Raw genomic sequence first — 25,562 nt, 5'->3', positions numbered from 1 at the left:
GGTCACGCTCCCTTGCGCATGCCGCGCAGCTGGACGGCGTAGGCCACGATCATCGTGATGACGCCCATGATGATGGCCACCGTCGCGGAGTAGTTGTGCTGCTGGCCGTTGAAGGACAGCGAGTACGTGTAGAAGTTCGGCGTGTAGTCGGTGGTGATGGCGTTGCGCGCCAGCGGGCGCAGGATGTTCGGCTCGTTGAAGAGCTGGAAGCTGCCGATGATCGAGAAGATCGTCGCGATGACGATCGCGCCCCGGATCGCGGGCAGCTTGATCGAGCTGATGATCCGCCACTGACCGGCGCCGTCGATCTCCGCCGCCTCGTACAGCGAGGTCGGGATGACCCGCAGCGCGGAGTAGAAGATCAGCATGTTGTAGCCGACGAACTCCCAGGTCACGATGTTGCCGATGGAGGCGAGGACCCAGTCGGGGGAGAGCAGGTCGGGCAGCGAGGTGCCGAACGCCTCGTTGATGTCGCCGACCAGGCCGTACTTGGTGCCGTACATGAAGCCCCACATCAGGGTGGCGACCACGGCGGGCACGGCGTACGGCAGGAAGATCGTGATCCGGAAGAAGCTCTTGCCGTAGAGCCGGCCGCTGTCCAGGGCCAGCGCCACCAGCAGGGCGATGCCCAGCATGATCGGCACCTGGATGGCCAGGAAGAGCCCCACCCGGGCGACGGCCTGCCAGAACTGGTCGTCCTTGAGGGCCTGGGAGTAGTTGTCCAGGCCGACGAAGTGGTTGCCGCCGATGAGCTGGTCGCGGAAGAGGCTCAGGTAGATCGAGTACGCGATGGGCGCGAGGAAGACCAGTGCGAAGACCGCCACGAACGGGCCGATGAAGCCCCATCCCGTCCACGAGCGTCGGTCCCGTTTCGCCGGAGGCGGTGCCGGGCGCGGCTCGGCGGCTGCCGGCGGTTGCAACGTTGTCATGATCGTTCCTCGCTCGTTCACTCATGGAACCCCCGCCCCGCACCGGTTTCCCGGGCACAGGGCGGCCGGGATGTTTGCGTAAACACCGATCAGCAGAAAAAGTGACTTGAGCTGTTATGTTTACGTAAACATCCGATGGCGGCATGTCTACACTCCTCCGATGACACAGGTCAAGGGTCTCCCCGGAGGATCGTGATCAAAGCGATGCAAGGAGAGGCAGGAGGTAGCAAATGGACGCGACACACGACTCGCCGCCGCAGGCGCCGCGCCGGGGTCGCCGCGTGAGCCGTTCCTCGGCCTCGATGGCCGACGTGGCACGGCTGGCCGGAGTGTCCTCCCAGACCGTCTCCCGCGTGTCGAACGGCTACGCGGGCGTCAACGAGGAGACCCGCCGCCAGGTCCTCGACGCCATGCGCGAGCTGGGCTACCGCCCCAACAGCGCCGCCCGCGCCCTCAAACGCGGCGAGTTCCGCACCCTCGGCGTCATCACCTTCTCCCTCTCCACGACCGGCAACGTCCGCACCCTGGAGGCGATCGCCACCGCGGCGGCCGCCGAGGGCTACGCCGTGACCCTGCTGCCCCTCGCCGTCCCCACCCAGGACGAGGTGCGCGGCGCCTTCTCCCGGCTTCAGGAACTCGCCGTCGACGCGGTGATCGTCATCATGGAGGTGCACCTCCTGGACGCGGCCACCATCAACATGCCGCCCCGCGTCCAGGTGGTCGTCGCCGACTCCGACGCGGGGGACCGGTACACGGTCGTCGACACCGACCAGGCCGGCGGGTCCCGTACCGCCGTCGAGCACCTCCTCGGGCTCGGCCACCACACCGTCTGGCACCTCGCCGGCCCGGAGGACTCCTACGCGGCCCAGCGCCGCAGCGACGCCTGGCAGGCCACGCTCACCGAGGCGGGCCGTCCGGTGCCGCCGCTGGTGCGCGGCGACTGGTCGGCGGAGTCCGGCTACCGGGCGGGCCTGGAACTGGCCGCGCGGGAGGAGTGCACGGCGGTCTTCACGGCCAACGACCAGATGGCCCTGGGCCTGCTGCGCGCCCTGCACGAGAGCGGCCGACGCGTCCCGCAGGACGTCAGCGTCATCGGCTTCGACGACATCGCCGAGGCGTCGTCCTTCCTGCCGCCCTTGACCACGGTCCACCAGGACTTCGCCGAGGTCGGCCGGCTCTGCGTCCAGGCGGTGCTGCGCAAGCTGCGCCATGACGACACTCCGCACGGCACGACGCTGGTGCCGACGCGTCTGATCATCCGGGAGAGCGCGGCGCCGCCGGGCGCGCAGTGAGCGCGGGGGCGCGGGTTCGGTTACGGCTGTCTGTCAGGGGTGGGCCAGGCTGACGTTCGGTTACGGCTGCTCGTCCTGGGTGGGCCGGGCCAGTCCCGTCCGGTAGGCGATGACGACGAGTTGGGCCCGGTCACGGGCCTCCAGCTTCGTCATGGCGCGCTGCACATGGGCGCGGACGGTGAACGGGCTGAGGAACAGCCGCTCGGCGATCTCCTGGTTGGACAGGCCGGTCGCGACGAGGGCCACCATCTCGCGTTCGCGCGGCGTGAGCCGGTCGAGCCGCTCGGGGTGCTGCGGCGGGACGGTGTCCGGCGTGGCGAGGAAACGGGCGACCAGGGAGCGCGTGGCGGCGGGGGACAGGAGCGTGTCGCCGTCGGCGATCGTCCGCACGGCGTTGAGCAGGTCGTCGGCCCCGATGCCCTTGCCGATGAACCCGCCGGCTCCCGCGCGCAGCGCCTGGGCGACGTATTCGTCGGTCTCGTAGGTGGTCAGGACGAGGATGCGGCTCGCGCGCAGGTCCGGGTCCGCGCAGATCTCCGTCGTGGCGGCGAGGCCGTCCATCTCGGGCATGCGGATGTCCATGATGACCACGTCCGGGCGCAGCTCCCGGGTGAGCCGCACCGCCTCTCTGCCGTCGCCGGCCTCGCCGACCACGGTGATGTCGTCGGCGGAGTCGAGCAGCAGGCGGAAGGCCTGACGCAGCAGCGCCTGGTCGTCGGCGAGCAGTACCCGGAGCGTCATGACGCCTCCCCGGCTTCCTGGTGGTCCGTGCTGTGCGCCGTGTCCTTGGCGGGCGGCAGGGGCAACCGGGCGGAAACGAGGAAGCCGCCCTCGGGGCGTCTGCCCGCGGACAGGTGCCCGCCGACCGCGGTGGCCCGTTCGCGCATCCCGATCAGACCGTAGCCGGGCGGCCGGTCGGCCCGCGTGGACGCACCCGGTCCGGCGGACGGCTCCGGCGTCGTGGGATTGCCCCGTCCGTCGTCGGCGACGGTGACGGTCAAGTAGTCGGTGTCCCAGGTGAGTTGGACCCTGGCGTCGGAGGTGCCGGCGTGCTTGGTCACGTTGGTCAGGGCCTCCTGGATGATGCGGTAGGCGGTGAGGTCCACCCCTGGCGGCAGCGGCCGGACAATGCCCTGCTGATGTGCCGTCACCTGAAGCCCCGCGCGGCCGAAGGACTCCAGGAGCGCCGGAAGCCGGGCCAGCCCCGGCGCCGGTTCCGCGGGCGCCGCCGCGTCCCCGCTCTGGCGCAACAGCCCTACGGTGGCGCGCAGTTCGTCGAGCGCGTGGGCGGTGGTCTCCACAAGCTCCTTCAGGCTCTTACGAGTCTGCTCCGGGCGGGCGTCGAAGAGGTGGGCGGCGACCGTGGCCTGCGCGTTGGCCAGGGTGATCTGATGGGCCACGAGGTCGTGCAACTCCCGGGCGATGCGCACCCGTTCCTCGGCCACCCTCCGGCGCGCCTCGCCCTCCCGGCTCTCCTCGGCGCGCTTGGCCCGCTCCTCCACGGCCGCCAGATAGGCCCGCCGGTTGTGCGCCGAGTGGCCGAGCACGCCGGCCACCAGGGGGAACGCCGCCACCACCCCGATCCTGCTCGCGTCCTTCCAGGACAGGGCTCCGAGCAGCGGGGTGGAGGCGACCAGCAGGGCCACGGAGGTGAGCGACACCGCGCTCACCGCGTGCCGTTCGGTGCGCGCGGTGAGCGAGTGGGCGGTGATCACGGCGGGGGCCACGATGAGCGGGCTCAACAGGAGGCCCAGGGCCGGCGCGAGCACGCCGGCCGCCGTCGTGACCGCCATGGCGGCCAGGGGTGCCCGGTGCCGCAGCGGCAGTACGGCACAGGACACCACGGCGACGACGTAGGCGGCGGCGGACGGCGCCGCCAGGGTGCGGCCGTCGTCGTGGAGGACGCCGCCGAGCAGACAGAGCGCGAACGCCGTCCCCGTGATCGCCGCTTCCCGCCACCCCGTGCCGGGTGGACGCGGTCCCTCAACACCCCTGTGCGTCATGACCGTTCAGTCCCGGCCGACCGGGAGTCGCCGTACCGCGGGGTCCGACTCGGTTGCGCGGTCCGGGACTTGACGGCTCAGAGCCTCCCCCTCGATGTCCACGTTCGGCAGCACACGGTCGAGGATACGGGGCAGCCACCAGGCCCGGCGGCCGAGCAGCGCCAGGACCGCGGGCGCGATCGCCATCCGCACCACGAAGGCGTCGAAGGCGACGGCGGCGGCCAGTCCGACGCCCATCGTCTGGATCGTCGGGCTGCTCATCCCGATGAATCCGGCGAACACGCTGATCATGATGATCGCGGCGGCGGCCACCACCCGGCCGCTGTGCCGGAAGCCGTTGACGACCGCGTCGCCGGGCGCGGCGCCATGGACGTACGCCTCCCGCATACGGGTCAGGAGGAAGACCTCGTAGTCCATGGCGAGACCGAAGACGATGCCGATGATCAGAATCGGCATCAACGACATGACCGGCCCGGTCTGTTCGATGCCGATCAGGTCCGCCGCCCACCCCCACTGGAAGACGGCCACGAGGACGCCGAAGGCGGCACCCACCGACAGCAGGAACCCGAGCGCCGCCTTGACCGGGACCAGGACCGAGCGGAAGACCACCGTCAACAGGAGCACGGCCAGGCCGATGACGACGGTCAGGTAAGGGAGCAAGGCGTCGGACATGGCCTGGGAGATGTCGATGTTCATCGCGGTGCTGCCGGTCACCAGGACGTCGGCCCCCGTGTCGGCCTCGACATCGGAGGCCGCGCTGCGGATCGTGTGCACGAGGTCCTTAGTCGTACCGCTGTTGGGCGCGGTCTCCGGGACGGCGGTCAGGACGGCCGTGTCCGCGCCCCGGCTGAGCACCGGATCGCCGACCGACGCGACCCCGTCGACGTCGCGTACGGTCTTGACGACCAGGTCGGTGGTGGCCCGCACGTCCCCGGACCCCGCCGTGTCGACGACCACGGTCAACGGGCCGTTGAAACCGGGGCCGAAGCCTTCCGACAACAGGTCGTAGGCGCGGCGCTGCGTGGTCTCCACCGACTTCGACTCGTCTCCGGGCAGCCCGAGTTCGAGGCTGAGGGCGGGAAGAGCCACGGCCCCGAGACCGAGCCCGGCGATCATCAGCACGGGCACCGGACGGCGCAGCACGAACCGCGCCCAGCGGGCGCCGAGTCCGGGCCGGCCGGTGTCGGGCACCGGACGCGGGGACACGTCGCCCGACCGCATCGCCTTGCGGACGGCGCGGGGCAGCATCCGCCGGCCGAAGAACCCGAACAGCGCGGGGACCAGGGTGAGGGCGACGAGGACGGCGAGGGCCACGGCGCCCGCGCCGCCCAGACCCATCTTGGTGAGTTCGGGGATGCCGACCACCCCCAGGCCGACCAGGGCGATGAAGACGGTCGCGCCGGCGAAGACGACGGCGGAGCCGGCCGTGCCCACGGCCCGTCCCGCGGCCTCCTCGGGTGCCCGGCCCAGGGCGGACTCGTGGCGGAAGCGGGAGGTGATGAACAGCGCGTAGTCGATGCCGACCGCCAGCCCCAGCATCAGGGCGAGGATCGCGACGGTGGAGGTCAGCCCCAGCGGCGCGGCGAGCGCCGAGACCAGGCCGAAGGCGATGGCCACGCCCACGAAGGCGGTCAGCAGCGACAGCCCGGCCGCGACCAGCGACCCGAGGGCGAGCACCAGCACCACCGCCGCGACCGCCACGCCGACGAGCTCCGTCGTACCGCCCGGCTCCTCCTCCGCGTCCAGCGCGGAGCCACCGATCTCCACGGTCAGCCCCGTCTCCCGGGCCCCTCGCGCGGCGTTCGCCAGGTCGTCCTTCGACGCCTCGGTGAGGTCCACGGCGTCCGCGGTGTACGTGATCGTGGAGTAGGCGATGGTGCCGTCCTCGCTGACGGCGCCGCTCTCGTAGGGATCGGTGGCCGACGCGACCTGAGCGCCCCGGTCCAGTGAGCCGACCGCGTCCTCGACCGCCGCCCTGTTGTCCCTGGCCGTCACCCGCTCGCCGTCCGGCGCCCGGAACACCAGACGGGCCTCCGCCCCCTGGGAGTTGCTCTGCGGGAACCGTTCGTCCAGCAAATCGAACGCCTTCTGCGACTCGGTGCCGGGCATGGAGAGGTCCTCCTCCTCTCCGGCCGGCGCCAGCGCGGCGGCGGCGACGGCCAGCACCAGGGCACCCAGCCACACACCGCCCACGAGCCGACGCCGCCGGAAGGCCCACCGTCCGATCCGGTACAGCAACACAGCCACTTCTGATCACTCCAGACACCGCTAGGCAAGGGGAAACACGCGGATCTCACGCGCCTTCCACCCTTCCTTCCGGTGCCGCGCCGGACATCGTCCCCCGCTGCCGTCCGCCTCTGGTGCACCTGGACCAGTAGCCGGGGTCGCCTGGTGCCGACGCACTACAAGGGGGGAAGGCCCCCGCCGCCCGCTGGGGCTGCCCCCACCCGTGATCCGGCGGTCAGCCCGAGTGACCCGGCCTCGGCGCCTGCCTAGCGTGGTGGCGCATGGCATCCTTCCGCACCACTTCGACGCTGGGCAGACGCGCAGGCGTGGCGGCTCTGTTGGCGGCCATGGTCGTACCGGCGGCACCCGCCGCCGCGCGCCAACTCCCCACGGGGCACGACGCCGTGTGCGGACCCCACGGCGAACTGCGCCAGGCGCTGCGCACGCTCACCGATCGCGACCGGATCACCGGCGCCGCGGTCCTCGTGACCGACCCCACCGCGGGGGCGCCCTGCGGGAGTTGGGCCGAGACCGCGGGGACGGCGGACCTGCGCACGGGCCGCGCCATGAACGCCACCGACCGCTTGCGCGTCGGCAGCGTCACCAAGACGTTCACCGCGACCGTCGTGCTCCAACTCGCCGCCGAGCGACGGATCGCGCTCGACGCTCCCGTCGACCACTACCTGCCCGGGCTGATCCGGCGGGGCGGCTACGACGGCCGACACATCACCGTACGCCAACTGCTGCGCCACACCAGCGGGTTGCCCGACTACCTCGACGCCCCCGAATGGGAACACCCCGAACGCCTGCGCCACCGGCACTTCGAGCCGCGCGAACTCGTCGCCCGCGCCCTCGACCTGCCAGGACCGACAAACCCCTGGCACTACGCGACCACCAACTACCTTCTCGCGGGCCTGATCATCGGCAAGGTCACCGGCCGCTCCCCGGAGGAGGAGATCACCCGGCGCGTGATCCGGCCTCTCGGGCTGCGCGACACGTACTGGCCCGGCGACGACACCCGCATCCACGGACCGCACTCGCGCAGCTACGTCAGCACCGAGGGTGGCGGCCTCGTCGACGGCACCGACTGGAACATGACCTTCGGGGGCGTCGGCGGCGCCCTGGTCTCCACCCCCGCCGACCTGACCCGGTTCATCACCGCGCTGTTCGGCGGCCGGCTGCTGCCCGCGGGCCAACTCGCCGAGATGCGGCGGACGGTGGCCGCCGACCCGGACCGGCTGTGGCCCGGCGCCCGCTACGGGCTCGGCCTGATCGCCTCCCCGCTGCGCTGCGGCGGGGAGTGGTGGGGCCACGCGGGGACCGTGCCGGGTGGCCACCGGGCGCTGACCGCCGTCGGCCCCGGCGGGCGGAGCGTGGCCGTCGCGCTCAACAAGGTGCCCGACACCCTGCAAGCCGAAGAGGACTTCCTGGCCACGGTGCAGACCGCCTTCTGCGAAGAGCGGCCTGCCGAAGGAACAGCACGAACAGAAGGGACCCCCAAGTGATCCGCTCAGTCCGCTCGCCGCAGGGCGCTTCGCGTACGACGAGAAAGGCCGCCCTCGGCCTGGCCGCCACCGCTCTCGCCGTCAGCGCGCTGCCCGCCACCGCCCTCCCGGCCCAGGCGGCCTCCGACCCCCTCGCCCGCTATCACCACCAGCACCTCGACTGGAAGAGCTGTGTGCGCGGTCAGGACGACACGACCGGCAAGGAGTTGGAGCAGGCGGGCGCCCAATGCGCCGACGTGACCGTGCCGTTGGACTACACAGCCCCCGACGGCCGGACGATCACCGTCGCGATCTCCCGGATCCGCGCCACCGACACCGCCCACCGCGTCGGCCCGCTGCTCCTCAACGGCGGCGGCCCCGGCGGGCAGACCCTCGGCGACCCGCCGTGGGTGCGCCAGGCGATGAAGGACGTCGGCGCACGCTACGACGTGGTGGGCGTGGACCCCCGCTTCGTCGGCCGCAGCACCCCGCTGGACTGCCACTGGCCGACCGGCTCCGCCTTCCGCAGCCCCGGCTTCGACCGCGCCGGCTTCGACCGCATGACGGCCTTCTCCGCGGACCTCGCCCAGCGCTGCCGCCAACACGCGGCGGACGTGCTGCCGTACGCCACCACCCGCAACACCGCCCGCGACATGGACGTCATCCGTGCCGCGCTCGGTGAGCGGCGGATCTCCTACCTGGGCTACTCCTACGGCAGTTACCTGGGCGAGGTGTACACGACGATGTTCCCCACCCGCGTCGACCGGGTCGTCCTGGACGGTGTCATCGACCCGGACCGGTACAGCCCCCGGCTGCTGCGGGGCACCGAGCAGGCCAACCGGCACGCACTGAAGGGCTGGGCCTCGTGGGCCGCCGCCCGGGACGCGACGTACGGCCTGGGCCGCAGTCGTGGGGCGGTGCTGGCGGCCGTGGACCGCGTCCAGGCGGCAGCGGCCCGCACCCCTCTCCGTATCGGGGACCACCGGGTGGACGAGCACGTCGTCCCCCTCATCGTCTTCAACGGCCTCTCGCAGGACAACGACTCCGCCTACGGCGACTTCGCCCAGGCGATGCGCGACCTGTCGCGCGCGGCGGACGGACACCGGGTCACCGCGTCCCCGTGGCTGGCCGACGCCCTCGCGTTCCTGCTCACCGGGAACGACTCCCCCTACGGCAGCGTCCAGACGGCGATCCTGTGCGGGGACGTCGCCGCACCGCGGGACCCGGAGGTCTACTGGCGTGACATCCAGAAGGCCCGCGCGCGGGACCCGCTGCTGGCCCCCGTCACGAACAACCTGAACCCCTGCGCCTTCTGGGACCCGCCCCGCGAGCGCCCGACCACCGTCAGGGACGACCTCCCCGCCCTCCTCGTCAACGCCACCGGAGACCCGCGCAGCACCTACGAGGGCGCCGCCGCGGTACGCCGGGCATGGCCCTCCTCCCGCCTGGTCACCCTGCGAGGCGCCGACCAGCACGCGGTCTACGGCGTCTACGGCACCCCGTGCGTCGACGACACGGTCAACGCCTACCTCGCCACCGGCCGCCTTCCGGCCACGGACATCACCTGCGCCGCGCGGGTGCCGTGACGGATCACTCACACGACCCGGCGTCAAACGGCTGGACCCGCCCCGCGCCAGGGCCGATCGTGGGAGACGTGAACGATCACCGTCCGGCCCCCGACCGTCCGCGAACCGCCGGTGACGCGTCCTGGGAGGCGGAAGCCGCCGAGGTCCGCCGTTTCTGGGAGGGGCTCGGCCTTCCGGGACTGGTCGACGTCCACACGCACTTCATGCCCGAACGCGTCCTCGACAAGGTCTGGGCGTACTTCGACGCCCAGGGGGACCTGACCGGCGGCCTGGAGTGGCCGATCACCTACCGGCGGCAGGAGGCGGAACGGGCGGATGTGCTGCGCCGGTTCGGCGTGCGGGCGTTCACCTCGATGCTCTACCCGCACAAGCCCGGCATGGCCCGGTGGCTGAACGGCTGGGCGGCCGACTTCGCCCACCGCACCCCGGAGTGCCTGCACACCGCCACCCTGTATCCCGAGCCGGGCGTCGAGGCCTACGTCCGCGAGGCGGTCGAAGCGGGCGCGCGCGTGTTCAAGGCGCATGTGCAGGTAGGGGCGTACGACCCGGCCGACGAGCTGCTCCGGCCCGCGTGGGGCGTGCTGGCCGAGGCCCGGATCCCGGTGGTGATCCACTGCGGCTCCGGGCCCGCGCCGGGCAAGCACACCGGCCCCGAGCCGATCGCACGGGTGCTGGCGCGCCACCCGGGGCTGCGGCTGATCGTGGCGCACATGGGGATGCCCGAGCACGAGGACTTCCTGAGCCTCGCCGAGCGGTATCCGGAGGTGCGGCTGGACACCACCATGGCGTTCACCGACTTCACCGAGGCCTTCATGCCGTTCCCGCGCGGTGCCCTGCCCCGGCTCGCCGGGCTCGGCGACCGCGTCCTGCTGGGCTCCGACTTCCCCAACATCCCCTACCCGTACGTCCATCAGCTGCACGCCCTGGAGCGGCTGGGCCTCGGAGCGGAGTGGCTGCGCGGTGTGTGCCACGACAACGCGGCGGCGTTGTTCGGGGTGTGAGGATCAGCCTCTCGGCAGCCTCTCCCCGCTTGCCGCCGGACTCCGCCTTCAGCGCCCCTTGCGCACTCGGGCGGCCGCGCGGGCCTCCGCGATCTTGCGGGCCTCGGTCGTCTTGCGGGACTCCTTCGCGGGGCGGCCGGTGCGGGAGCCGAGGCCGCGGAAGGGGGCGTTGCCGCCGGACGTCTTCGTCCCGGCCGGCGGGCGCCGCGCGCCGGTGATGGCGGTCAGCTGCGCCTCGCCGGAACGCACCTGGGTGACGGTGGGGCGGATCCCGGCCTCGGACATCATCCGGTTCACGTCGCGCCGCTGGTTGGGCGTGACCAGGGTGACCACGGTCCCGGACTCCCCGGCGCGTGCCGTACGTCCACCGCGGTGCAGGTAGTCCTTGGCGTCGGCCGGCGGGTCGACGTTGACGACGAGGTCGAGCGTGTCGATGTGAATGCCCCGGGCGGCGACGTTGGTGGCCACCAGCACGGTGATCTCACCGTCCTTGAACTGGCCCAGGGTGTGCGTGCGCTGCGGTTGCGACTTCCCGCTGTGCAGGGCACCGGCCCGGATGCCACTGGCCCGCAGATGGCGGGTGAACTGGTCCACGCCGGCCTTGGTGTCGAGGAACATCAGGACCCGCCCGTCGCGCGCGGCGATCTCGGTCGCGGTCGCGTACTTGTCGGCGGCGTGGATGTTCAGCACGTGGTGTTCCATCGTGGTGACCGAGCCCGCCGCCGGGTCGACCGACGCGAGTACCGGGTCGTGCAGATAGCCCTGCACCAATTGGTCCACGTTCTTGTCCAGCGTGGCGGAGAACAGCAGCCGCTGACCGTCCGGGCGCACCTGGTCCAGGGTCTGTGTCACCTGCGGCAGGAAACCCAGGTCGCACATCTGGTCCGCCTCGTCCAGCACCGTGATCCGCACCTGGTCGAGGTGGCAGTCCCGGCGCTCCACGAGGTCGGTCAGCCGGCCCGGCGTCGCGATGAGCACCTCGACGCCGGCCCGCAGCGCCGCCTGCTGCCGGTTGATCGACAGCCCGCCGACCACCGTCGCCAGCCGCACCTTCAGCGTCTGCGCGTACGGGGTGAGCGCGTCGCTCACCTGCTGCGCGAGTTCCCGGGTCGGCACCAGCACCAGCGCGAGCGGCCGCTTGGAGTCCGCCCGCAGACCCGCGGTCCGGACGAGGAGCGCCAGCCCGAAGGCCAGCGTCTTGCCGGAGCCGGTCCGCGCACGGCCCAGGACGTCGCGGCCGGCCAGCGCGTTGGGAAGGGTGGCGGCCTGGATCGGGAACGGCTCGGTCACCCCGAGCGCCGTCATCGCCGTCACCAGCTCCGACGGCAGCCCGAGCGCGTCGAAGGACACGGCCGGAGGCAGGCCGGGGGAGACCGGCTGAGGCGCACCGGCATCGGAGTGTCCGGGGTTCGACGGCTTCGCGTTCATCGGGAGAACCTTCCTGATCAGGCGCCCCGGAACGGCCCGGGGCCCGTACCCCTCGGTACGGGCCCCGGCGAAGTCGAAGCGTGCGGACATTTTATCAGCGGACACGCGCACGCCCCGCTGCTCGCCGCCAGATGATCAGGAGGTGGCTGCCCACGCGATCAGGTGCCGGGTTGCTGGGTAAGGTGCCCGTGCCACTGCGCCACCGCACACATCGGGACGGTCGACTGACGTGTCACAACGCCCTGAGGGACTGTTCGTCGGCCTGTGCACGTTCGACGTCGTCCAACTCGTCGACCACCTGCCGGGCCCGGACGAGAAGGTGACGGCCCGTCGGCAGACGGTGGCCGCGGGCGGTCCGGCCGCCAACGCGGCCGCGGCATTCGCCCACCTCGGCGGCGCCGCCACGCTGCTCACGTCGATCGGCTCCCATCCGCTGGGCGTCGCGGCCGCGGCGGACCTGGAAGGGCTCGGCGTGACGGTGCGGGACCTGTCGGCCGACTCGACCGAGCCACCCTCCGTGTCCTCGATCCTGGTGACCGCGTCCAGCGGTGACCGGGCCGTGGCGTCGACCAACGCGGTGGGACGCCGGATCGCGCTGCCCGCCGACCTGACCGCTCTGGTGGCGGGCTACGACGTCGTCGAGTTCGACGGACATCACATGGACCTCGCGCTGGCCGTCGCACGCGCCGCACGGGACGCCGGATGCCGGACCGTCCTCGACGGCGGCAGCTGGAAGGCGGGAACGGAACAACTGCTGCCCTCCATCGACGTGGCCGTCTGCGCCGACTCCTTCCGCCCACCCGGCACCACGGGTCCCGAGGAGGTCCTGCGGTTCCTGCGCGACCATCACGTCCCGTGGAGAGCGGTGAGCCGGGGCGGGCGGCCCCTCGTGTGGGAGGGGCCGCACGGCGGCGGCACGGTGGACGTCCCGGCCGTACGGGTGGTGGACACGCTCGGCGCGGGCGACGTACTGCACGGCACGCTCGCTCACCGATTGTCCCTACAGACCGAGTTGACCGAGCCGGCATTCGCCGGGGCGCTGCGGGCGGCGACGGAGTGGGCGTCACGGGCGTGCACGTCGTTCGGCACGCGGGACTGGATGAAGTAGCCGGGTCGGCCCGGGGCCCGTCAGAAGATGTCGGCCCGTCCGGCGCGCATGGCGTTCTCGAGAACGCCCCTCATCCACGGCCTGCGCACAGCGGGCAGCCGGACCAAGGTGTTCAGGAACGTTCCCCGGTCGGCCCGGAACAGGCGGTCGGGGCGGGGCGGGACCGGGTGGTCGCGGAGGACGTCCCGCGGGATGCCGCCCGAGGCGGGGACCGGCAGGTACGTCCGAGGAGAGACCAGCCACCACCACACACCCAGCGGGAGCGGCACCAGGTGTGCCGATGCCGCCGGGCCCGTGGGGGTCCAGATCTGGCCCGTCTGGGGGTGGATCGGTACGAGGAGGATGTCGACGCCGGTGCCGGGGGCTGGTCGTCCGGGGCCGGCCAGGACGGCGTGTCGACGTGGTGGGCCTGCGGGCAGCAGGGTGTCGAGCGCGCGTTGGAAGACGTCCGCGGTCAGCCCTTCGGGAACCTGAACCGGATGCCCTTCGGAAGCCACCAGCAGGTGGGCGAGCGCATGGCCGGCCGCCGCCTCCCAGCGTGGACTCCACGACCAGTAGTGCCCCGATCCGGACCGCCCGCCCCAGGTGGCCACCGGCTCGAACGGAGACATGCCCTCCGCGCTCTGGACCAACTCGGTCCAGGACAACGGCTCCGCGTCGGCACCGCCGACGAGCACCTGGCGTACCGCGTCCGAACCGAGCCGCGTCGTCTGCCAGAGGGAGCAGTCGTCGACTCTCGTCGCCACGGGCAGATCGCACGTCGCGCAGGCCGTGTTGGGCCCGTCGGCCCCGTCGAGACCACAACAGGAACCGCCGCGCTTCTCAGGGATGAGCCGGGTGCCGCGGATGTCGCCGGGCGCGATGACGACCGCCCCGGGCGTCCCGTCGGACACTCTGGGGACCGGCGCGTAGATGCCGCGCGCTTCCGCCTCACCCGGATCGACCTCGTCCCACCCGCGCCACGGCCCTCCCCAGGGCTCCGGGTCCACGGCGAACGTCCCCGCCTCCATGAGGACCGGGAGCTGGGCCCCGTTCCCGTACGTCTGCCGGGCATGGAGCGGGAGGGCGACCTGCGACAAGGGAGCGGTCAGCGCGGCGTCACACCGTGCACAGACGAAAACGAACAAGGGCGACCTCCAGCGGGGAAACAGAGTTCATCGTGTGCGCGCGGCGGCGTCGAGCAGCGGGGCCAGTTCCCGGGCCGCGGTCGTCAAGGCCCGTACGTCCTGTTCGGCGCGGGCGATGAGGAGCGCTCCTTCCAGGGTGCTGATCATGAGCGTGGCCAGGTCGGTGGTCCGCTCCTCGGGTACGCCCAGGTCGGCCAGGGCCCGGGCCACCGGGCCGGTCCAGGCGGCGAACGCCGCCGCTGCCGCCTCGCGTGTGGACGTGGTGGACTCCGCGCAGTCCACCGTGGCGGCGGCCACGGGGCAGCCGCCCGCGAAGCCGACGCGTTCGTACTCGTCGGTCCATTGGCGCACCATTGCGGCGAACAGCCCGCCGGGTGTCGGCTCGGGAAGCGCGGCCAGGAAACGGGCGACACGGTTGCCCGCGTAGCTGCCCGCCCAGGCCACCGCCTCGTTGACCAACTGTTCCTTGCCGCCGGGGAAGTAGTGCTGCAACGAGCCGCGCGGCGCCTCGGCGTGGGCGGCGACCTCGCGCATGCCGGTGGAGGCGACTCCGTCGCGCCGGATGAGCTGGGCCGCGCTGAAGACCATCCGCTCACGCGGTCCTCGTTCGGACATCCCGGCCTCCTGGGTCGTCGAGCCTCACGCCGCACGCCATCCTATGACGGCGGTCATAGAAGTCGGTTGCCACGGCTATTATGACCGCTGTCATAATGGGCATGCCCGCCGTCCTGGGCAGTCCCTCGCCGACCTGGGTGGTGGTGCCTCGTGTACGTCGGTTTCGTCGGCCTCGGGGTCATGGGGCAGCCCATGGCGCTCAACCTCGCCCGCGCCGGCACCCCCCTCGTCGTCTGGAACCGCACCCCGGACCGCTGCGATCCCGTGCGTGCCGCCGGAGCGGAGGTCGCGGCAAGCCCGGACGAGCTCTTCGCCCGGGCACGGACCGTGATCCTCATGCTGGCCGACGAGCACGCCATGGACGAGGTCCTCGGCCGCGGCACCGCGGCCTTCGCCCCCCGCGTCGCCGACCGCACCCTCGTCCACATGGGCACCACCTCGCCCGAGTACTCGGCCGGCCTGGAGGACGCCGTCCGCGGCGCGGGCGGACGATACGTCGAGGCCCCGGTCTCCGGCTCCCGAGTGCCCGCGGAACAGGGCGAGTTGGTCGGCATGCTGGCCGGGGACGAGGAGACAGTGGAGGCCGTACGTCCGCTGCTCGCGCCCCTGTGCCGGGAGACGTTCGGCTGCGGTCCCGTACCCGGGGCGCTGCTGATGAAGTTCTCGGTGAACCTCTTCCTGATCACCCTGGTCACCGGCCTCGCCGAGGCGTTCCACTTCGCCGACCGGCACGGGCTCGATCGGCGGCTGCTGCGGGACGTGCTGGACGCCGGCCCGATGGCCAGTGCCGTCTCCCGGGTGAAGGCGGCCAAGCTGGTGGCCGGTGACTTCGGTGTGCAGGCCGGCGCCGCGGACGTCCTCAAGAACAACCGGCTCATCGCGCAGGCCGCCCGCAAGGCCGACCTGGCTTCCCCGCTCCTCGACGTCTGCCACGCCCTCTACGACGAGACCGTGGCGCAGGGGCATGGCGCCGAGGACATGGTGGCCGTACTGCACGCGCTGCGGGCCCGGACCGACGGCGAGCGGTAGCGTCCGCGTCCCCGGGTACCGTTTGTTTCGTGGACGACGACCGGGGCATGTCACACCATCCACGCCGAAGGGCCCACTACTTGAGTCCATTGGAAGCGGTCGAGATCCCGACGTCCTTGGTGGCTTCGTACGACAGAGCCTTCGGTGCGGAAGGACGGGCCTGGATCGCCGGACTGCCCGCCCTGGCCGCGGAACTCCTGGAGCGCTGGGAGCTGCGGCGGGACGGCGCGGTGGCAGCCGGAGAAGCCTCCCTGGTGCTGCCGGTGCTGCGCAGGGACGGCACGCGCGCGGTGCTCAAGCTGCACCTGCCCAGGGAGGAGACCACCGCCGCGCTCATCGGGCTGCGCACCTGGAACGGCGTGGGGACGGTGCGGCTCCTCGGCCACGATCCCGACAGCGGCGGCATGGTGCTGGAGCGGCTGGACGCCACCCGCACTCTGACCTCGGTCGAGGACGACGACGTGGCGATCGGCATCCTCGCCGACGTGCAGGCCCGGCTGGTGAGCGTCCCCGCCCCACCCGGACTGCGCGGCCTCGGGGACATCGCCACCGAGATGCTGGAGCAGGTTCCCCAGGCGGTCACGGCGCTGGCCGACCCCGCGCAACGGCAGCTCCTGCGCGGCTGGGCGGCGGCGGTGGCCGAGTTGGTCGCAGAACCCGGGGACCGGCTGCTGCACTGGGATCTGCACTACGGCAACGTGCTGGCCGCGCAGCGTGAACCCTGGCTCGCCATCGACCCCGAGCCGCTCGCCGGGGACCCCGGCTTCGACCTCTGGCCCGCTCTGGACAGCGGCTGGGACGACGTCGTGGCCAAGGGCGACGCCCCGCGCGTGGTGCGGCGCCGCTTCGACCTTCTCACCGAGGTCCTCTGTCTGGACCGGGCACGCGCGACCGGCTGGACACTCGGGCGACTGCTGCAGAACTCGCTCTGGGACATCGAGGACGGTCGGACCGCCCTCGCCTCGTCCTCCGTCACGATCGCCCGGTCGCTGCCCAAGTCGTGATCGCCGGGGATGCTTGCGGCCGTATTCCCGGGCGGAGGGAGCGGCCTACCGGCGGCATGACAGCATCGGGTGCGATGAGAGGGTCGGTGGCGGTCCGGAGTGTGCGCGCGGCGGTGTTCGCCGTGCTGTGCGTGCTGCTCGCCACCGGAGGGCATGCGCTGGCCACGGGTGAGGCACCGCCGGTGTGGGTCCAGATCGCCGCGGCCGTTCCCGTCTTCGCGGTCGGCTGTCTGCTCGGCGGCCGGGAACGCTCGCTGACCGGCATCGGCACGGTGACGCTCACCGCCCAGGGCGCCCTGCACGTCGCCTTCCACTCCGTCCGTCCGCAGCACACCGCGATGGCCCTGCACGGCATGCGGATGACCGCCCACTCCCACGCCCTGACCCCGCACGCCACCGCCGTCCACGTCGGAGCGGCGCTCACCCTCACCTGGTGGCTGCGGCGGGGCGAGGCCGCGCTGTGGTCGCTGCTGCGCTGGGCCGTCGCGTTCGTGCCGGGGCTCGTCGCGTGGTGGCGGGCGGACGGGGGAGTGCCGGACAGGCCGCTGCCCGGACCGCGGACCCGGGTGGCGTCCCGGTCGCTGAGGGGCGCGCGGTTGCGGTACGCCGTACGTCGACGCGGGCCGCCGACCGGGATGCCGTACGCCGTCTGAACCCCGACATCCCTTCCGCAGTACGGAGATTCACTCAGCCATGTCCACCACCCTGCGCCGCGTCGGCGCCGTCACCACCCTTGCCGCCGTGGGCGTCCTGGCCGCCGCGGGCGTCGCCTCCGCGCACGTCACCGTCCACCCCGAGAGCTACGCCAAGGGCGCCACGGACGGCGTCCTGACGTTCCGTGTCCCCAACGAGGAGGACACCGCGAGCACCACGGAGGTGCAGGTCTTCCTGCCCACCGACCACCCCGTCCTCGGCGTCCTCGTCTCCCCGCACGACGGCTGGACCGCCAAGGTCACCACCACCAAGCTCAAGACGCCGGTGAAGACCGACGACGGGACGATCACCGACGCCGTCTCCGAGATCACCTGGACGGGGGGGAAGATCACGGCCGGGCAGTACGAGGACTTCGACGTGGCCTTCGGTCAACTGCCCGACGACACCGGCCAGTTGACCTTCAAGACGCTACAGACGTACTCCGACGGCAAGACCGTCCGCTGGATCGAGAAGGCCACGCAGGGCGACGAGGAACCGGAGAACCCGGCACCGGCCCTCAAGCTCACCGCCGAAGGCGCCGAAGGCGCCGAGGGCACCGAGACCTCCGGTACGGCGGCAGGCGCCAAGAGCCCCGCGAGCACGGAGTCCACGGCGTCGAACAGCGACTCGACCGCCCGCGGACTCGGCATCGCCGGGCTCGTCGTGGGCGTGCTCGGACTGGCGGCGGCGGTGTTCGCCGTGCGGCGCGCTCCATCGCAGCGCCAGTGAGGTGAATCACACGGGGACTGCGGAACTTGACGCCCCGTCGACCCGACTCCTGAACCGGTGCGGCCCGATCCGACCGGCGCCGTGCGATGTGATCTGGAGTCGCGGTTGATGGACGAGTTCCGGCATTCCTCCTCCGGCGTGGGCGCGGTGCTGCGGAGATGCGTGCCGCCGCCCGCGCTCTGCGGCTTCCTCCTGCTGCTGGCGCTGATGTTCACCGTGTCGTACGCCGTCGGCGCGGCCTCGGGCCCGGTGGCGCCCGGCATGCACGGCACCGGCACGGGTCGCGCAGGCGCGGGCGGCTCGGACCTGGACGACATGGACATGGACGGCGGTCCACACGGGGGCGACCGGTGACGGGCACGGATTCCGTGACCGCCCTCGTCACCACCGACCTCACCGTCGGCGGCATGACCTGCGCGGCCTGCGTGAAACGCGTGGAGAAGAAGCTCGGCAGGCTGGACGGCGTCACGGCGACCGTCAACCTCGCCACCGGCCGCGCCCGCGTCAGCCATCCGGCGTGGATCAGCCCACGGGAACTCGTCGAGACCGTCGAGAAAGCCGGCTACACGGCCGCGCTCCCCGAGCCACCGCACCCCGAGCCACCGAAGGGGCAGCTGCGCGAGGCCGACGCGTTCCGCGAGGAGCGTCAACGGCTGCTGACCACCGCGCTGCTCGCGGCGCCGGTGCTCGTGCTGTCGATGGTGCCGGATCTGCAGTTCCGCAACTGGCAGTGGCTGTGCTTCGTCCTCGCCGCGCCCGTCGCCGTGTGGGGTGCCTGGCCGTTCCACACGCGGGCGGCACGGGGGTTGCGGCACTCGGCGGCCACCATGGACACCCTCGTCTCGCTGGGGGTCATCGCCTCCTTCTCCTGGTCGGCGTACGCGCTGTTCCTCGGCGGTGCGGGCGACCCCGGCATGCGGATGCCGTTCAGCCTGGTGCCCTCCGCCGCGGATGACGGCGTGGTGCACGTCTACCTCGAAGCGGCCGTCGGCGTACCCCTGTTCGTGCTGGCCGGACGCTTCCTGGAGACGCGGGCCCGCCGTGGGACCGGGGCGGCGCTGCGCTCGCTCGCGCGACTCGCCGCCAAGGAAGTCGCCGTACGGGAGGGTGGCGCCGAACGGCTCGTCTCCGTCGAGGAGTTGAGGGTGGGGCAGGTCTTCGTCGTGCGACCCGGCGAGCGGGTCGCCACTGACGGGGAGGTGACGGAGGGGAGTTCGGCCGTCGACCTGTCCCTGGTCACCGGGGAGAGCGAGCCCGTGGAGGTCGGGCCCGGCTCGGCCGTCGTCGGCGGGGCCGTCAACGCGGGCGGGCTGCTCCTCGTACGCGCCACCGCGGTCGGCGCTGACACCCAACTCGCCCGGATCACAAGGCTGGTGACCGAGGCGCAGGCGGGCAAGGCGAAGGCGCAGCGGCTCGCCGACTCGGTGGCCGGGGTCTTCGTACCGGTCGTGCTGGCGCTGGCCGTGACCACGCTCGGCTTCTGGCTCGGCGCCGGAGCCGACCCCCAGGCGGCGATCACCGCGTGCGTGGCCGTCCTGGTGGTGGCCTGTCCGTGCGCGCTCGGCCTCGCGACGCCGACCGCGTTGATGGCCGCCACCGGGCGCGGGGCCCAACTGGGCGTCCTCGTCACCGGTCCACAGGCCCTGGAAGGCCTCCGGCGCCTGGACGCCGTGGTCCTCGACAAGACCGGCACCCTCACCACCGGCCATATGACCGTCGCCCGCGTCACGGCCGTACCCGGAGGTCTCGGCCGCGACGCCGTACTGCGGCTGGCGGGCGCGGTGGAGCAGGGGTCGGAGCATCCGGTGGGACGGGCGATCGCCGCACAGGCCCGGCGGGAGCTGGGGGAGCGGCTCCCAGCAGTGGGTGAGTTCAGGGCGCTCCCGGGCCGCGGGGTGTGCGGACGGGTCGAGGGGCACCTCGTCGAAGTCCGGGCCCCCGACGAGGAGTTGCCCGCCGGGCTCGCCGTCACGGAAGGCGCCGCCCACACGCCGGTCCTCGTGACCGTGGACGACGTCGCCCAGGCGGTCGTCGAGGTCGGGGACGTCGTACGGCCCGGCAGCTACCGTGCCGTGGACCGGCTGCGGCGTCTCGGCGTACGACCCGTGCTCGCCACCGGCGACCGCGAGGCCCCCGCCCGGGCCGTCGCCCGGGCGCTCGGCATCGACGAGGCGTACGCCCGCTGCACCCCCGAGGAGAAGGCCGACCTCGTGCGCGGTCTCCAGGGCGAGGGCCACCGGGTCGCCGTCATCGGCGACGGCGTGAACGACGCCGCCGCCCTCGCGGTCGCCGACCTCGGCATCGCCATGGGCACCGGCACCGACGTGGCCATCGGTGCCGCCGACGTCACCCTCGTACGCGGCGACATCGAGGCCCTCGCGGACGCCGTCCGGCTCGCCCGGCGCACCCTCGGCACGATCCGCGCCAACCTCGTCTGGGCGTTCGGCTACAACGCCGTCACCGTCCCGCTGGCCATGGTCGGTCTGCTGAACCCCATGCTCGCCGCCGCGGCGATGTCGGCCAGCTCGGTCCTGGTGGTCGCCAACAGCCTGCGGCTGCGCGCCTGGCAGCCCTCACCCGCGCACCCCTCCCCGTCCGCCCGGAGCCGCACCCGATGACCGCACCGAACCCGTGGCGACCGACCCGACGCCGCCTCACCGACACCCTGAACTCCGCGCTCGCGCCCATCGCCGCGTGCAGCCTCGCCCTCGGCGGACTGACGACCTGGGTCACGGCGGGGAAGGCGGGCGACCCGCCCCGGATCGCCGTGTCCCCCGGGCGGGTCCTCCTGCCGTACGGCGACACGACACGGACCGCGGCCTTCTTCGACATCGCCAACACCGGCGACGCGGACGACCGGCTGCTCCGGGTGACGTCCGCCGAGACCGGGGGAGACCTGGAGCTCAGCCGCCACGTCATGACCGGGAAGGCGGCCGCCTCCCGGCAGACGGTGACCTCGGTCGCCGTCCGGGCGGGCGGCGCGCTGTCCATGTCGCCGCAGGACGTGGCTGTCACCCTGCGGCCGAAGGCGGGATGGCGGGAAGGCGAACTCATCGCCTTCACCCTCCACTTCGAGCACAGCGGGGCGGTCAGGACCCTCGCCCTGGTGGTCCGCCCGGGAAGCCGCTCCCGCGCGGTCACAGGGGTGGGGGAGTGAGCGCGGTGAGGTTCGGGAGGCGGTGCGGGTGGTGGGCGGCCAGGCCCGCGCCGGCGAGCCACCAGCCGCGGTACACCAGGGCGCGGCACAGGGGCTGCGGCAACCGGTCGAAGACGGTCGGGACGAGGGCCAGGTCACGGCCGTCGTAGGTGCGGTGCTCGGGGAAGGCCGCCCGCCACTTGTCCAGCTGTCCGGCGCCGTGCTCGGCGAAGTCGGTGGCCAGGGCCACCAGGACGCCCCTGCGGGTGCCGGGAGGCAGGATGCCGTCGGGGCCCGCCGCGTGACCCCGCTCGAACCGCTCGACGATCAACCGGGTGCGCAGGGCCGTGCTCTGCCGGTACAGCAGGGAGTTGGCGCGCGCCAGGTCGCGGACGACGGGTATGCCGCGGTACGGGCCGGGGCGCAGCAGGCCGCCGGAGTTGAGGACGAGCAGGAAGACGTCGCGGTAGCGCTCGCCGTCGACGGACTCGGTGCCGGTGTTGTCGTAGACGCCGCCGTCCAGCAGGGCGGGTGCGTCGGTGCCGCACGGGAAGTTCGTCCGTTTGAGGACCAGGGGCGGGAAGGCGCCCGGCACCGCGGCGGAGGCGGCGACCGCGACGCACAGCTTCAGCCCTGTGCCGGGCGTGGGCGCGAGACCGATGGCGTAGTCGCCGTACACGTCCCGTTCGAAGGTGAACCGGGTGCCGGTCGTCAGGTTGGCGGCATTGAGGATCCAGCGGACCTGCGGGTCCAGGTCGGCGAGCCCGGTGCCGTGGAAGAACCACTCGTCCAGGCGCCGGGCGAGCAGGTCGGTGCGGGTCGAGGGGCCCAGGGTGCGCCACAGGCCTCGCAGGAGCGCCTTCTTGAGCGAGTGCGAGGTGATCCTGTCGAGGGTGGGTTCGACGAGGAGTTCGTCAACGGCCGTGGTCGTGAAGCCCTGTTGGCGCAGGGCGGGCCACTGGGTGGCGAGCAGGCCGTTGGCAATCGAGCCGCCGGACACCGAGGAGGCGTATCTGAGCTCCCGCAGCATCCCCGCGTCGGCGAGGAGCCGGATCACGCCCAGTGCGGACAGCGTGGCCCGGAAGCCGCCTCCGGACAGGGCGAGGGCGACCGGGCCGGCGGCGGGCGCGGGTGCCGCGGGGCGCAGGGTGTCGCCGCAGGGCCGGGCCTGGAGGCCGGTGCCGAGGGCGGGTGAGTCCACGGCCCAGCGGTGGTCCTTCCGGTCGTGCGACGGGGTCATGGCTCATCACCGATCTCTATGACCAGGGCCGGGTCCTCCGGCGAGCGCTCGTTGACCGTGAAGCTCCGGTGGGCGTGCAGCTCCGCGAGGGTGTCGTCGGCGAAGCCGATCCGGTTCGTCAGATGGATGGTGTACGGGTCGTCGCGGTCGCGGGAGTCGACCAGCATGCGCAGGGTGTCCTCGCTGGGGTGATGGTGTTTCACGCCGTCGGCCGAGATCACGTAGTGGTCGGCGTGGATCTGCTCGAAGAAGTCGCTCTCCACGTTGCGGTCGCTGCCGTGGTGGGGGAGTTTCAGCAGGTCCACATGGAGCGGACCCGTGTCGTCCAGGAGTCCGGTGGCGCGCAGCCCGTCGAGGATGCGGTCGCCGCGGGCGTCCCCGGTGAGCAGGGCCGTCCGGCCCTGGTGTGTCAGCAGCAGGACGATGCTGGAGAGGTTGGGTATGGAGCCGTCGGAGTAGGCCGAGGTGATGACACCCGGGTCCTGGAGCTCGCGTGCCTTGAGCCAGCGTTCCGTCAGCTCCTCCAGTGCGGTCGCGTCCGGGGCGACCACGGTGACGTGCAGGTGGTCGAGGGTCGTCTCCTCGCCGGTGATCAGGGGGCCGTCGATGGGCCGGTTGCCCGCAAGGCCCAGCTTGGCCGCCGCGTCCCGCAGCGCCCGGCCCTGGTTGTAGCTGGCCCGCACCGCGCTGCTCTCGGTGCTAGCGCGGTCGACGAGTTCCTGGGCGGAGGCGCTGAGCCCCGGCTCGTCCCGGTCGACCAGTTCCTCCACGGAGTTGAACCAGACCCGCTGCACGGCGAAGGGATCGGGTTCCTGGTCCTCGCGGGCGTGCTGGATCTGACCGAGCAGCTTGAGCAGCCCGACCGCGTGGTCGTCGTCGACGTGGGAGAGGCAGACGACGTCGATGCGCGGGGCGCCCGCGCCGTCCGGCGGCAGGTGTGTCAGACGGTCGCGCAGGGACGTCTCGTAGACCTGGCTCGGCCCGCCGTCGACGAGCATGACCCGCTCGTTCGCCCCCCACCGGACCAGGAAGGAGTCGCCGTGCCGGGCGTTGAGGAAGTCGAAGGTGAACATGGCGTCCTTCCTTGGGGGTTCGGCCGTCTCAGACGGACTGCATGGCACGCAGGACGTCGACCAGGCCGGACCCCTGGTAGTGCCGTTCCCGGCCCAGGTCCGTCGCCGTCCCGCACAGGATCCGCTTGACCTGCTCCGGGCGCCCGATCAGCTCCCGGTTGCGGGCCAGCAGCATCGCGGCCGCCCCGCTCACATGGGCCGCCGCCTGACTGGTGCCGTGCAGCGCGGCGATGCCCTGGTCGGGCACGGGCCCGTCGATGTCCTCGCCCGGCGCCAGCAGGTCGGGCTTCGGGCGGCCGTCGCCGGTGGGGCCGCGGCTGGAGAAGTAACTGACGCCGTGGCGGTGCGGATTGCTGCGGTGCGTGGAGCCGACCGTGATGACGGACTCGGCGTTCCCGGGATCGGAGATGCTGGCACCGCGGTAGTCCTTGCCCAGGGTGTGCACGGCTCCCGCGTATCCGGAGTTGCCGGCCGCGGCGACGACCACGACACCGGAGCGGACCAGGCGGTCGCACTCGATGCACACCGGGGTCCAGCCGGTGGAGTGGCTCGCCACGTCGTGCGGCACCGACAGGCTGAGATTGACCCCCGCGATGACGAACCTTCCGGCCTGTTCGTTGATGTACCGCACGGCCTGAAGGGCCGTCACGATGGAGAACTCGTCCCCCGTCCCCGTATCGCCCAGGACCCGGAAGTCGTACAGCTGGATCCTCGGGCAGATGCCGCGGAACTCCTCCTCGGGACGCGGCCACCAGCCGCCGATGATCCCGGCGATGTGGGTGCCGTGCGGGTCGACCGGGGTCGTGTACTGCTGGTAGCGCGGCACCACGGAAGGCTGTGCCGTGGCGGTGACCTGGGCGAGGTCGATCTCGGCGTACGGCAGGGCCTCGGGCCAGTCGATCCGTCCGTCGTTCAACGCGTCGAGGGACAGGGTCCTGCGGACGCCGACGAAGTTGAAGGCGCGCGGGATGCGGGAGCGCAGCGGCATCGGCTCCGGCTTGGTCGTGGTGTCCCAGTCGTAGAAGGCGGGGTGCCTGGCGTCGATGCCGCTGTCGACGACGGCCCAGCCGATCGCGCTGCAGTCCACGGAGAAGACCTGCTCGGCGGCGTCGGCCTTGATGGTGGCCCGGGAGCGCACGACGGCCGAGGACGCCTGCCGGTTGGCCGTCACGGAGAGGATGGGATACCGCTGCCGGCGGTCGAGGACGCCGTGGGCCCCCGGGTCCACGGAGGGTTCGGTGTCCGCCTCCTCCAGACGGACGCCGGTCAGCATCCCGGCCACTTCGGCGCAGACCGCCTTGTCCGACGGCCGTTTGCCGACCAGCGCCGGGTTCGACTCCGCGACGATGGCGGCCAGCAGCCTGAGGAACCACCGCTGGTGCCGGGTGCGCTCCTGGCGCCTGGCAGAGTTGTCGTGCACGTCGCTGGCCCGCTGCCGGACCGCGCCGGGCCCTGCGGTGCCCGGGTCGTCCTCCCGCAGCGCGTCCGCGACGCCGGCGCCGCCCAGCTTCCTCGCCAGCTTGTTCACATCGCGGATGACACGGTTGAGGTTGGTCTTCGGCAGCACGGTCTGGACGACCTCGCGCAGCGTCAGCTTCGCCGCGATGAAGCTGCCGGACGCGATCGGCTGGGTGTCGCCCATGATGTGCAGGTCCCGGAAGCTCTGAAGGATCTGCTGGACACCGTGTTCCTCGTTGATGGCGAGGATCAGGTCCTCGCGTGGCTCCGTCGCGTCCTCGGGCGGGTGCGCGAGGGCCAGCAGGGCGTCGAACCTTATGGGACAGTCCGTCGCCCAGGGAACGGGCCGGGGACCTTTGCCGTAGAAGAGCTCTTCGAGCTTCTTTCGGTCCATCGGGGGC

At 72.5% G+C, this 25,562-nt stretch carries 22 protein-coding genes; 12 read left to right on the top strand and 10 right to left on the bottom strand.

Annotated features, from left to right (window positions below):
• Positions 1–2 precede the first annotated feature (2 nt).
• A complete protein-coding gene (locus EJC51_RS04000) occupies positions 3–929 on the bottom strand; it encodes a carbohydrate ABC transporter permease (protein WP_126269715.1) in 927 nt (308 codons plus the stop codon).
• Between the two features lie 230 nt (positions 930–1,159).
• Here EJC51_RS04000 and EJC51_RS03995 point away from each other — a divergent pair, with 230 nt between their 5' ends.
• Positions 1,160–2,221, top strand: a complete 1,062-nt coding sequence (locus tag EJC51_RS03995; protein WP_126269714.1) for a LacI family DNA-binding transcriptional regulator — start codon at positions 1,160–1,162, stop codon at positions 2,219–2,221.
• Between the two features lie 60 nt (positions 2,222–2,281).
• On the opposite strand, the gene EJC51_RS03990 is transcribed toward EJC51_RS03995, so the two are convergent.
• From EJC51_RS03990 to EJC51_RS03980, 3 genes are read right to left on the bottom strand one after another with little or no spacing between them, the layout of a single operon-like run.
• Positions 2,282–2,962, bottom strand: coding sequence for a response regulator transcription factor (locus EJC51_RS03990; RefSeq protein WP_126269713.1), 681 nt, complete (start codon positions 2,960–2,962; stop codon positions 2,282–2,284).
• Positions 2,959–4,224 (bottom strand): sensor histidine kinase, encoded by a 1,266-nt coding sequence (locus tag EJC51_RS03985; protein ID WP_126269712.1) that lies wholly within the window; start codon positions 4,222–4,224, stop codon positions 2,959–2,961. Before EJC51_RS03985 ends, EJC51_RS03990 begins: the two co-directional genes overlap by 4 nt.
• 6 nt (positions 4,225–4,230) lie before the next feature.
• The gene (locus EJC51_RS03980; RefSeq protein WP_126269711.1) at positions 4,231–6,471 is read right to left on the bottom strand and encodes an MMPL family transporter; all 2,241 of its coding nucleotides are present in this window, start codon (positions 6,469–6,471) and stop codon (positions 4,231–4,233) included.
• 260 nt (positions 6,472–6,731) lie between these two features.
• Between EJC51_RS03980 and EJC51_RS03975 the strand changes: the two genes are divergently transcribed.
• The 3 genes from EJC51_RS03975 (at position 6,732) to EJC51_RS03965 (ending at position 10,521) form a co-directional block, all read left to right on the top strand.
• Entirely contained in the window at positions 6,732–7,955 is a 1,224-nt protein-coding gene (locus EJC51_RS03975; RefSeq protein ID WP_126269710.1) for a serine hydrolase domain-containing protein, read from the top strand.
• Positions 7,952–9,520 carry an alpha/beta hydrolase gene (locus EJC51_RS03970; protein WP_126269709.1) on the top strand — a complete coding sequence of 523 codons (1,569 nt, stop codon included), beginning with the start codon at positions 7,952–7,954 and terminating at the stop codon, positions 9,518–9,520. Before EJC51_RS03975 ends, EJC51_RS03970 begins: the two co-directional genes overlap by 4 nt.
• Positions 9,521–9,588: 68 nt before the next feature.
• On the top strand, positions 9,589–10,521 hold the full coding sequence (locus tag EJC51_RS03965; RefSeq protein ID WP_126269708.1) for an amidohydrolase family protein: 933 nt from the start codon (positions 9,589–9,591) through the stop codon (positions 10,519–10,521).
• A gap of 48 nt (positions 10,522–10,569) precedes the next feature.
• On the opposite strand, the gene EJC51_RS03960 is transcribed toward EJC51_RS03965, so the two are convergent.
• Entirely contained in the window at positions 10,570–11,949 is a 1,380-nt protein-coding gene (locus EJC51_RS03960) for a DEAD/DEAH box helicase (protein WP_126269707.1), read from the bottom strand.
• 229 nt (positions 11,950–12,178) lie between these two features.
• Here EJC51_RS03960 and EJC51_RS03955 point away from each other — a divergent pair, with 229 nt between their 5' ends.
• On the top strand, positions 12,179–13,057 hold the full coding sequence (locus EJC51_RS03955; RefSeq protein WP_126269706.1) for a PfkB family carbohydrate kinase: 879 nt from the start codon (positions 12,179–12,181) through the stop codon (positions 13,055–13,057).
• A gap of 20 nt (positions 13,058–13,077) precedes the next feature.
• On the opposite strand, the gene EJC51_RS03950 is transcribed toward EJC51_RS03955, so the two are convergent.
• Both EJC51_RS03950 and EJC51_RS03945 read right to left on the bottom strand, forming a co-directional pair.
• Positions 13,078–14,184 (bottom strand): hypothetical protein, encoded by a 1,107-nt coding sequence (locus tag EJC51_RS03950; protein ID WP_126269705.1) that lies wholly within the window; start codon positions 14,182–14,184, stop codon positions 13,078–13,080.
• A 27-nt stretch (positions 14,185–14,211) separates the two neighbouring features.
• Entirely contained in the window at positions 14,212–14,799 is a 588-nt protein-coding gene (locus EJC51_RS03945; protein ID WP_166682822.1) for a TetR/AcrR family transcriptional regulator, read from the bottom strand.
• Positions 14,800–14,949: 150 nt separating this feature from the next.
• Between EJC51_RS03945 and EJC51_RS03940 the strand changes: the two genes are divergently transcribed.
• The 7 genes from EJC51_RS03940 (at position 14,950) to EJC51_RS03910 (ending at position 21,411) form a co-directional block, all read left to right on the top strand.
• Positions 14,950–15,828: an NAD(P)-dependent oxidoreductase gene (locus EJC51_RS03940; RefSeq protein WP_126269704.1), complete on the top strand. Its 879-nt coding sequence runs from the start codon at positions 14,950–14,952 to the stop codon at positions 15,826–15,828.
• Between the two features lie 47 nt (positions 15,829–15,875).
• Complete coding sequence (locus tag EJC51_RS03935) at positions 15,876–16,832, top strand: aminoglycoside phosphotransferase family protein (RefSeq protein ID WP_425276837.1); 957 nt, start codon at positions 15,876–15,878, stop codon at positions 16,830–16,832.
• Between the two features lie 86 nt (positions 16,833–16,918).
• On the top strand, positions 16,919–17,485 hold the full coding sequence (locus EJC51_RS03930; protein WP_341870635.1) for a hypothetical protein: 567 nt from the start codon (positions 16,919–16,921) through the stop codon (positions 17,483–17,485).
• A 40-nt stretch (positions 17,486–17,525) separates the two neighbouring features.
• Positions 17,526–18,254 (top strand): YcnI family copper-binding membrane protein, encoded by a 729-nt coding sequence (locus EJC51_RS03925; protein ID WP_126269702.1) that lies wholly within the window; start codon positions 17,526–17,528, stop codon positions 18,252–18,254.
• 108 nt (positions 18,255–18,362) lie between these two features.
• The gene (locus tag EJC51_RS03920; protein ID WP_126269701.1) at positions 18,363–18,608 is read left to right on the top strand and encodes a hypothetical protein; all 246 of its coding nucleotides are present in this window, start codon (positions 18,363–18,365) and stop codon (positions 18,606–18,608) included.
• On the top strand, positions 18,605–20,872 hold the full coding sequence (locus tag EJC51_RS03915) for a heavy metal translocating P-type ATPase (protein ID WP_341870634.1): 2,268 nt from the start codon (positions 18,605–18,607) through the stop codon (positions 20,870–20,872). Before EJC51_RS03920 ends, EJC51_RS03915 begins: the two co-directional genes overlap by 4 nt.
• Positions 20,869–21,411 carry a copper chaperone PCu(A)C gene (locus EJC51_RS03910; protein ID WP_126269700.1) on the top strand — a complete coding sequence of 181 codons (543 nt, stop codon included), beginning with the start codon at positions 20,869–20,871 and terminating at the stop codon, positions 21,409–21,411. The genes EJC51_RS03915 and EJC51_RS03910 overlap by 4 nt, the downstream gene beginning before the upstream one ends.
• Here the strand turns inward: EJC51_RS03910 and EJC51_RS03905 are convergent.
• The 3 genes from EJC51_RS03905 to EJC51_RS03895 are packed head-to-tail and all read right to left on the bottom strand — an operon-like array spanning position 21,392 to position 25,555.
• Positions 21,392–22,630, bottom strand: coding sequence for a patatin-like phospholipase family protein (locus tag EJC51_RS03905; RefSeq protein WP_126269699.1), 1,239 nt, complete (start codon positions 22,628–22,630; stop codon positions 21,392–21,394). The two genes, EJC51_RS03910 and EJC51_RS03905, sit on opposite strands and share 20 nt — an antisense overlap.
• Entirely contained in the window at positions 22,627–23,703 is a 1,077-nt protein-coding gene (locus EJC51_RS03900) for a ComEC/Rec2 family competence protein (RefSeq protein ID WP_126269698.1), read from the bottom strand. The genes EJC51_RS03905 and EJC51_RS03900 overlap by 4 nt, the downstream gene beginning before the upstream one ends.
• A gap of 28 nt (positions 23,704–23,731) precedes the next feature.
• Entirely contained in the window at positions 23,732–25,555 is a 1,824-nt protein-coding gene (locus EJC51_RS03895) for a S8 family serine peptidase (protein ID WP_126269697.1), read from the bottom strand.
• Positions 25,556–25,562 lie beyond the last annotated feature (7 nt).

Source organism: Streptomyces aquilus (assembly GCF_003955715.1).
GTDB lineage: Bacteria > Actinomycetota > Actinomycetes > Streptomycetales > Streptomycetaceae > Streptomyces > Streptomyces aquilus.
The sequence above is the reverse complement of the archived record's forward strand: the minus strand, read 5'-3'. Positions and strand labels throughout refer to the sequence as shown.

Coding starts and splice junctions, on each gene's coding strand:
- EJC51_RS04000 (WP_126269715.1), bottom strand. CDS start 929: ATGACAACGTTGCAACCGCCGGCAGCCGCCGAGCCGCGCCCGGCACCG.
- EJC51_RS03995 (WP_126269714.1), top strand. CDS start 1,160: ATGGACGCGACACACGACTCGCCGCCGCAGGCGCCGCGCCGGGGTCGC.
- EJC51_RS03990 (WP_126269713.1), bottom strand. CDS start 2,962: ATGACGCTCCGGGTACTGCTCGCCGACGACCAGGCGCTGCTGCGTCAG.
- EJC51_RS03985 (WP_126269712.1), bottom strand. CDS start 4,224: ATGACGCACAGGGGTGTTGAGGGACCGCGTCCACCCGGCACGGGGTGG.
- EJC51_RS03975 (WP_126269710.1), top strand. CDS start 6,732: ATGGCATCCTTCCGCACCACTTCGACGCTGGGCAGACGCGCAGGCGTG.
- EJC51_RS03960 (WP_126269707.1), bottom strand. CDS start 11,949: ATGAACGCGAAGCCGTCGAACCCCGGACACTCCGATGCCGGTGCGCCT.
- EJC51_RS03945 (WP_166682822.1), bottom strand. CDS start 14,799: ATGTCCGAACGAGGACCGCGTGAGCGGATGGTCTTCAGCGCGGCCCAG.
- EJC51_RS03935 (WP_425276837.1), top strand. CDS start 15,876: ATGTCACACCATCCACGCCGAAGGGCCCACTACTTGAGTCCATTGGAA.
- EJC51_RS03925 (WP_126269702.1), top strand. CDS start 17,526: ATGTCCACCACCCTGCGCCGCGTCGGCGCCGTCACCACCCTTGCCGCC.
- EJC51_RS03920 (WP_126269701.1), top strand. CDS start 18,363: ATGGACGAGTTCCGGCATTCCTCCTCCGGCGTGGGCGCGGTGCTGCGG.
- EJC51_RS03910 (WP_126269700.1), top strand. CDS start 20,869: ATGACCGCACCGAACCCGTGGCGACCGACCCGACGCCGCCTCACCGAC.
- EJC51_RS03905 (WP_126269699.1), bottom strand. CDS start 22,630: ATGACCCCGTCGCACGACCGGAAGGACCACCGCTGGGCCGTGGACTCA.
- EJC51_RS03900 (WP_126269698.1), bottom strand. CDS start 23,703: ATGTTCACCTTCGACTTCCTCAACGCCCGGCACGGCGACTCCTTCCTG.
- EJC51_RS03895 (WP_126269697.1), bottom strand. CDS start 25,555: ATGGACCGAAAGAAGCTCGAAGAGCTCTTCTACGGCAAAGGTCCCCGG.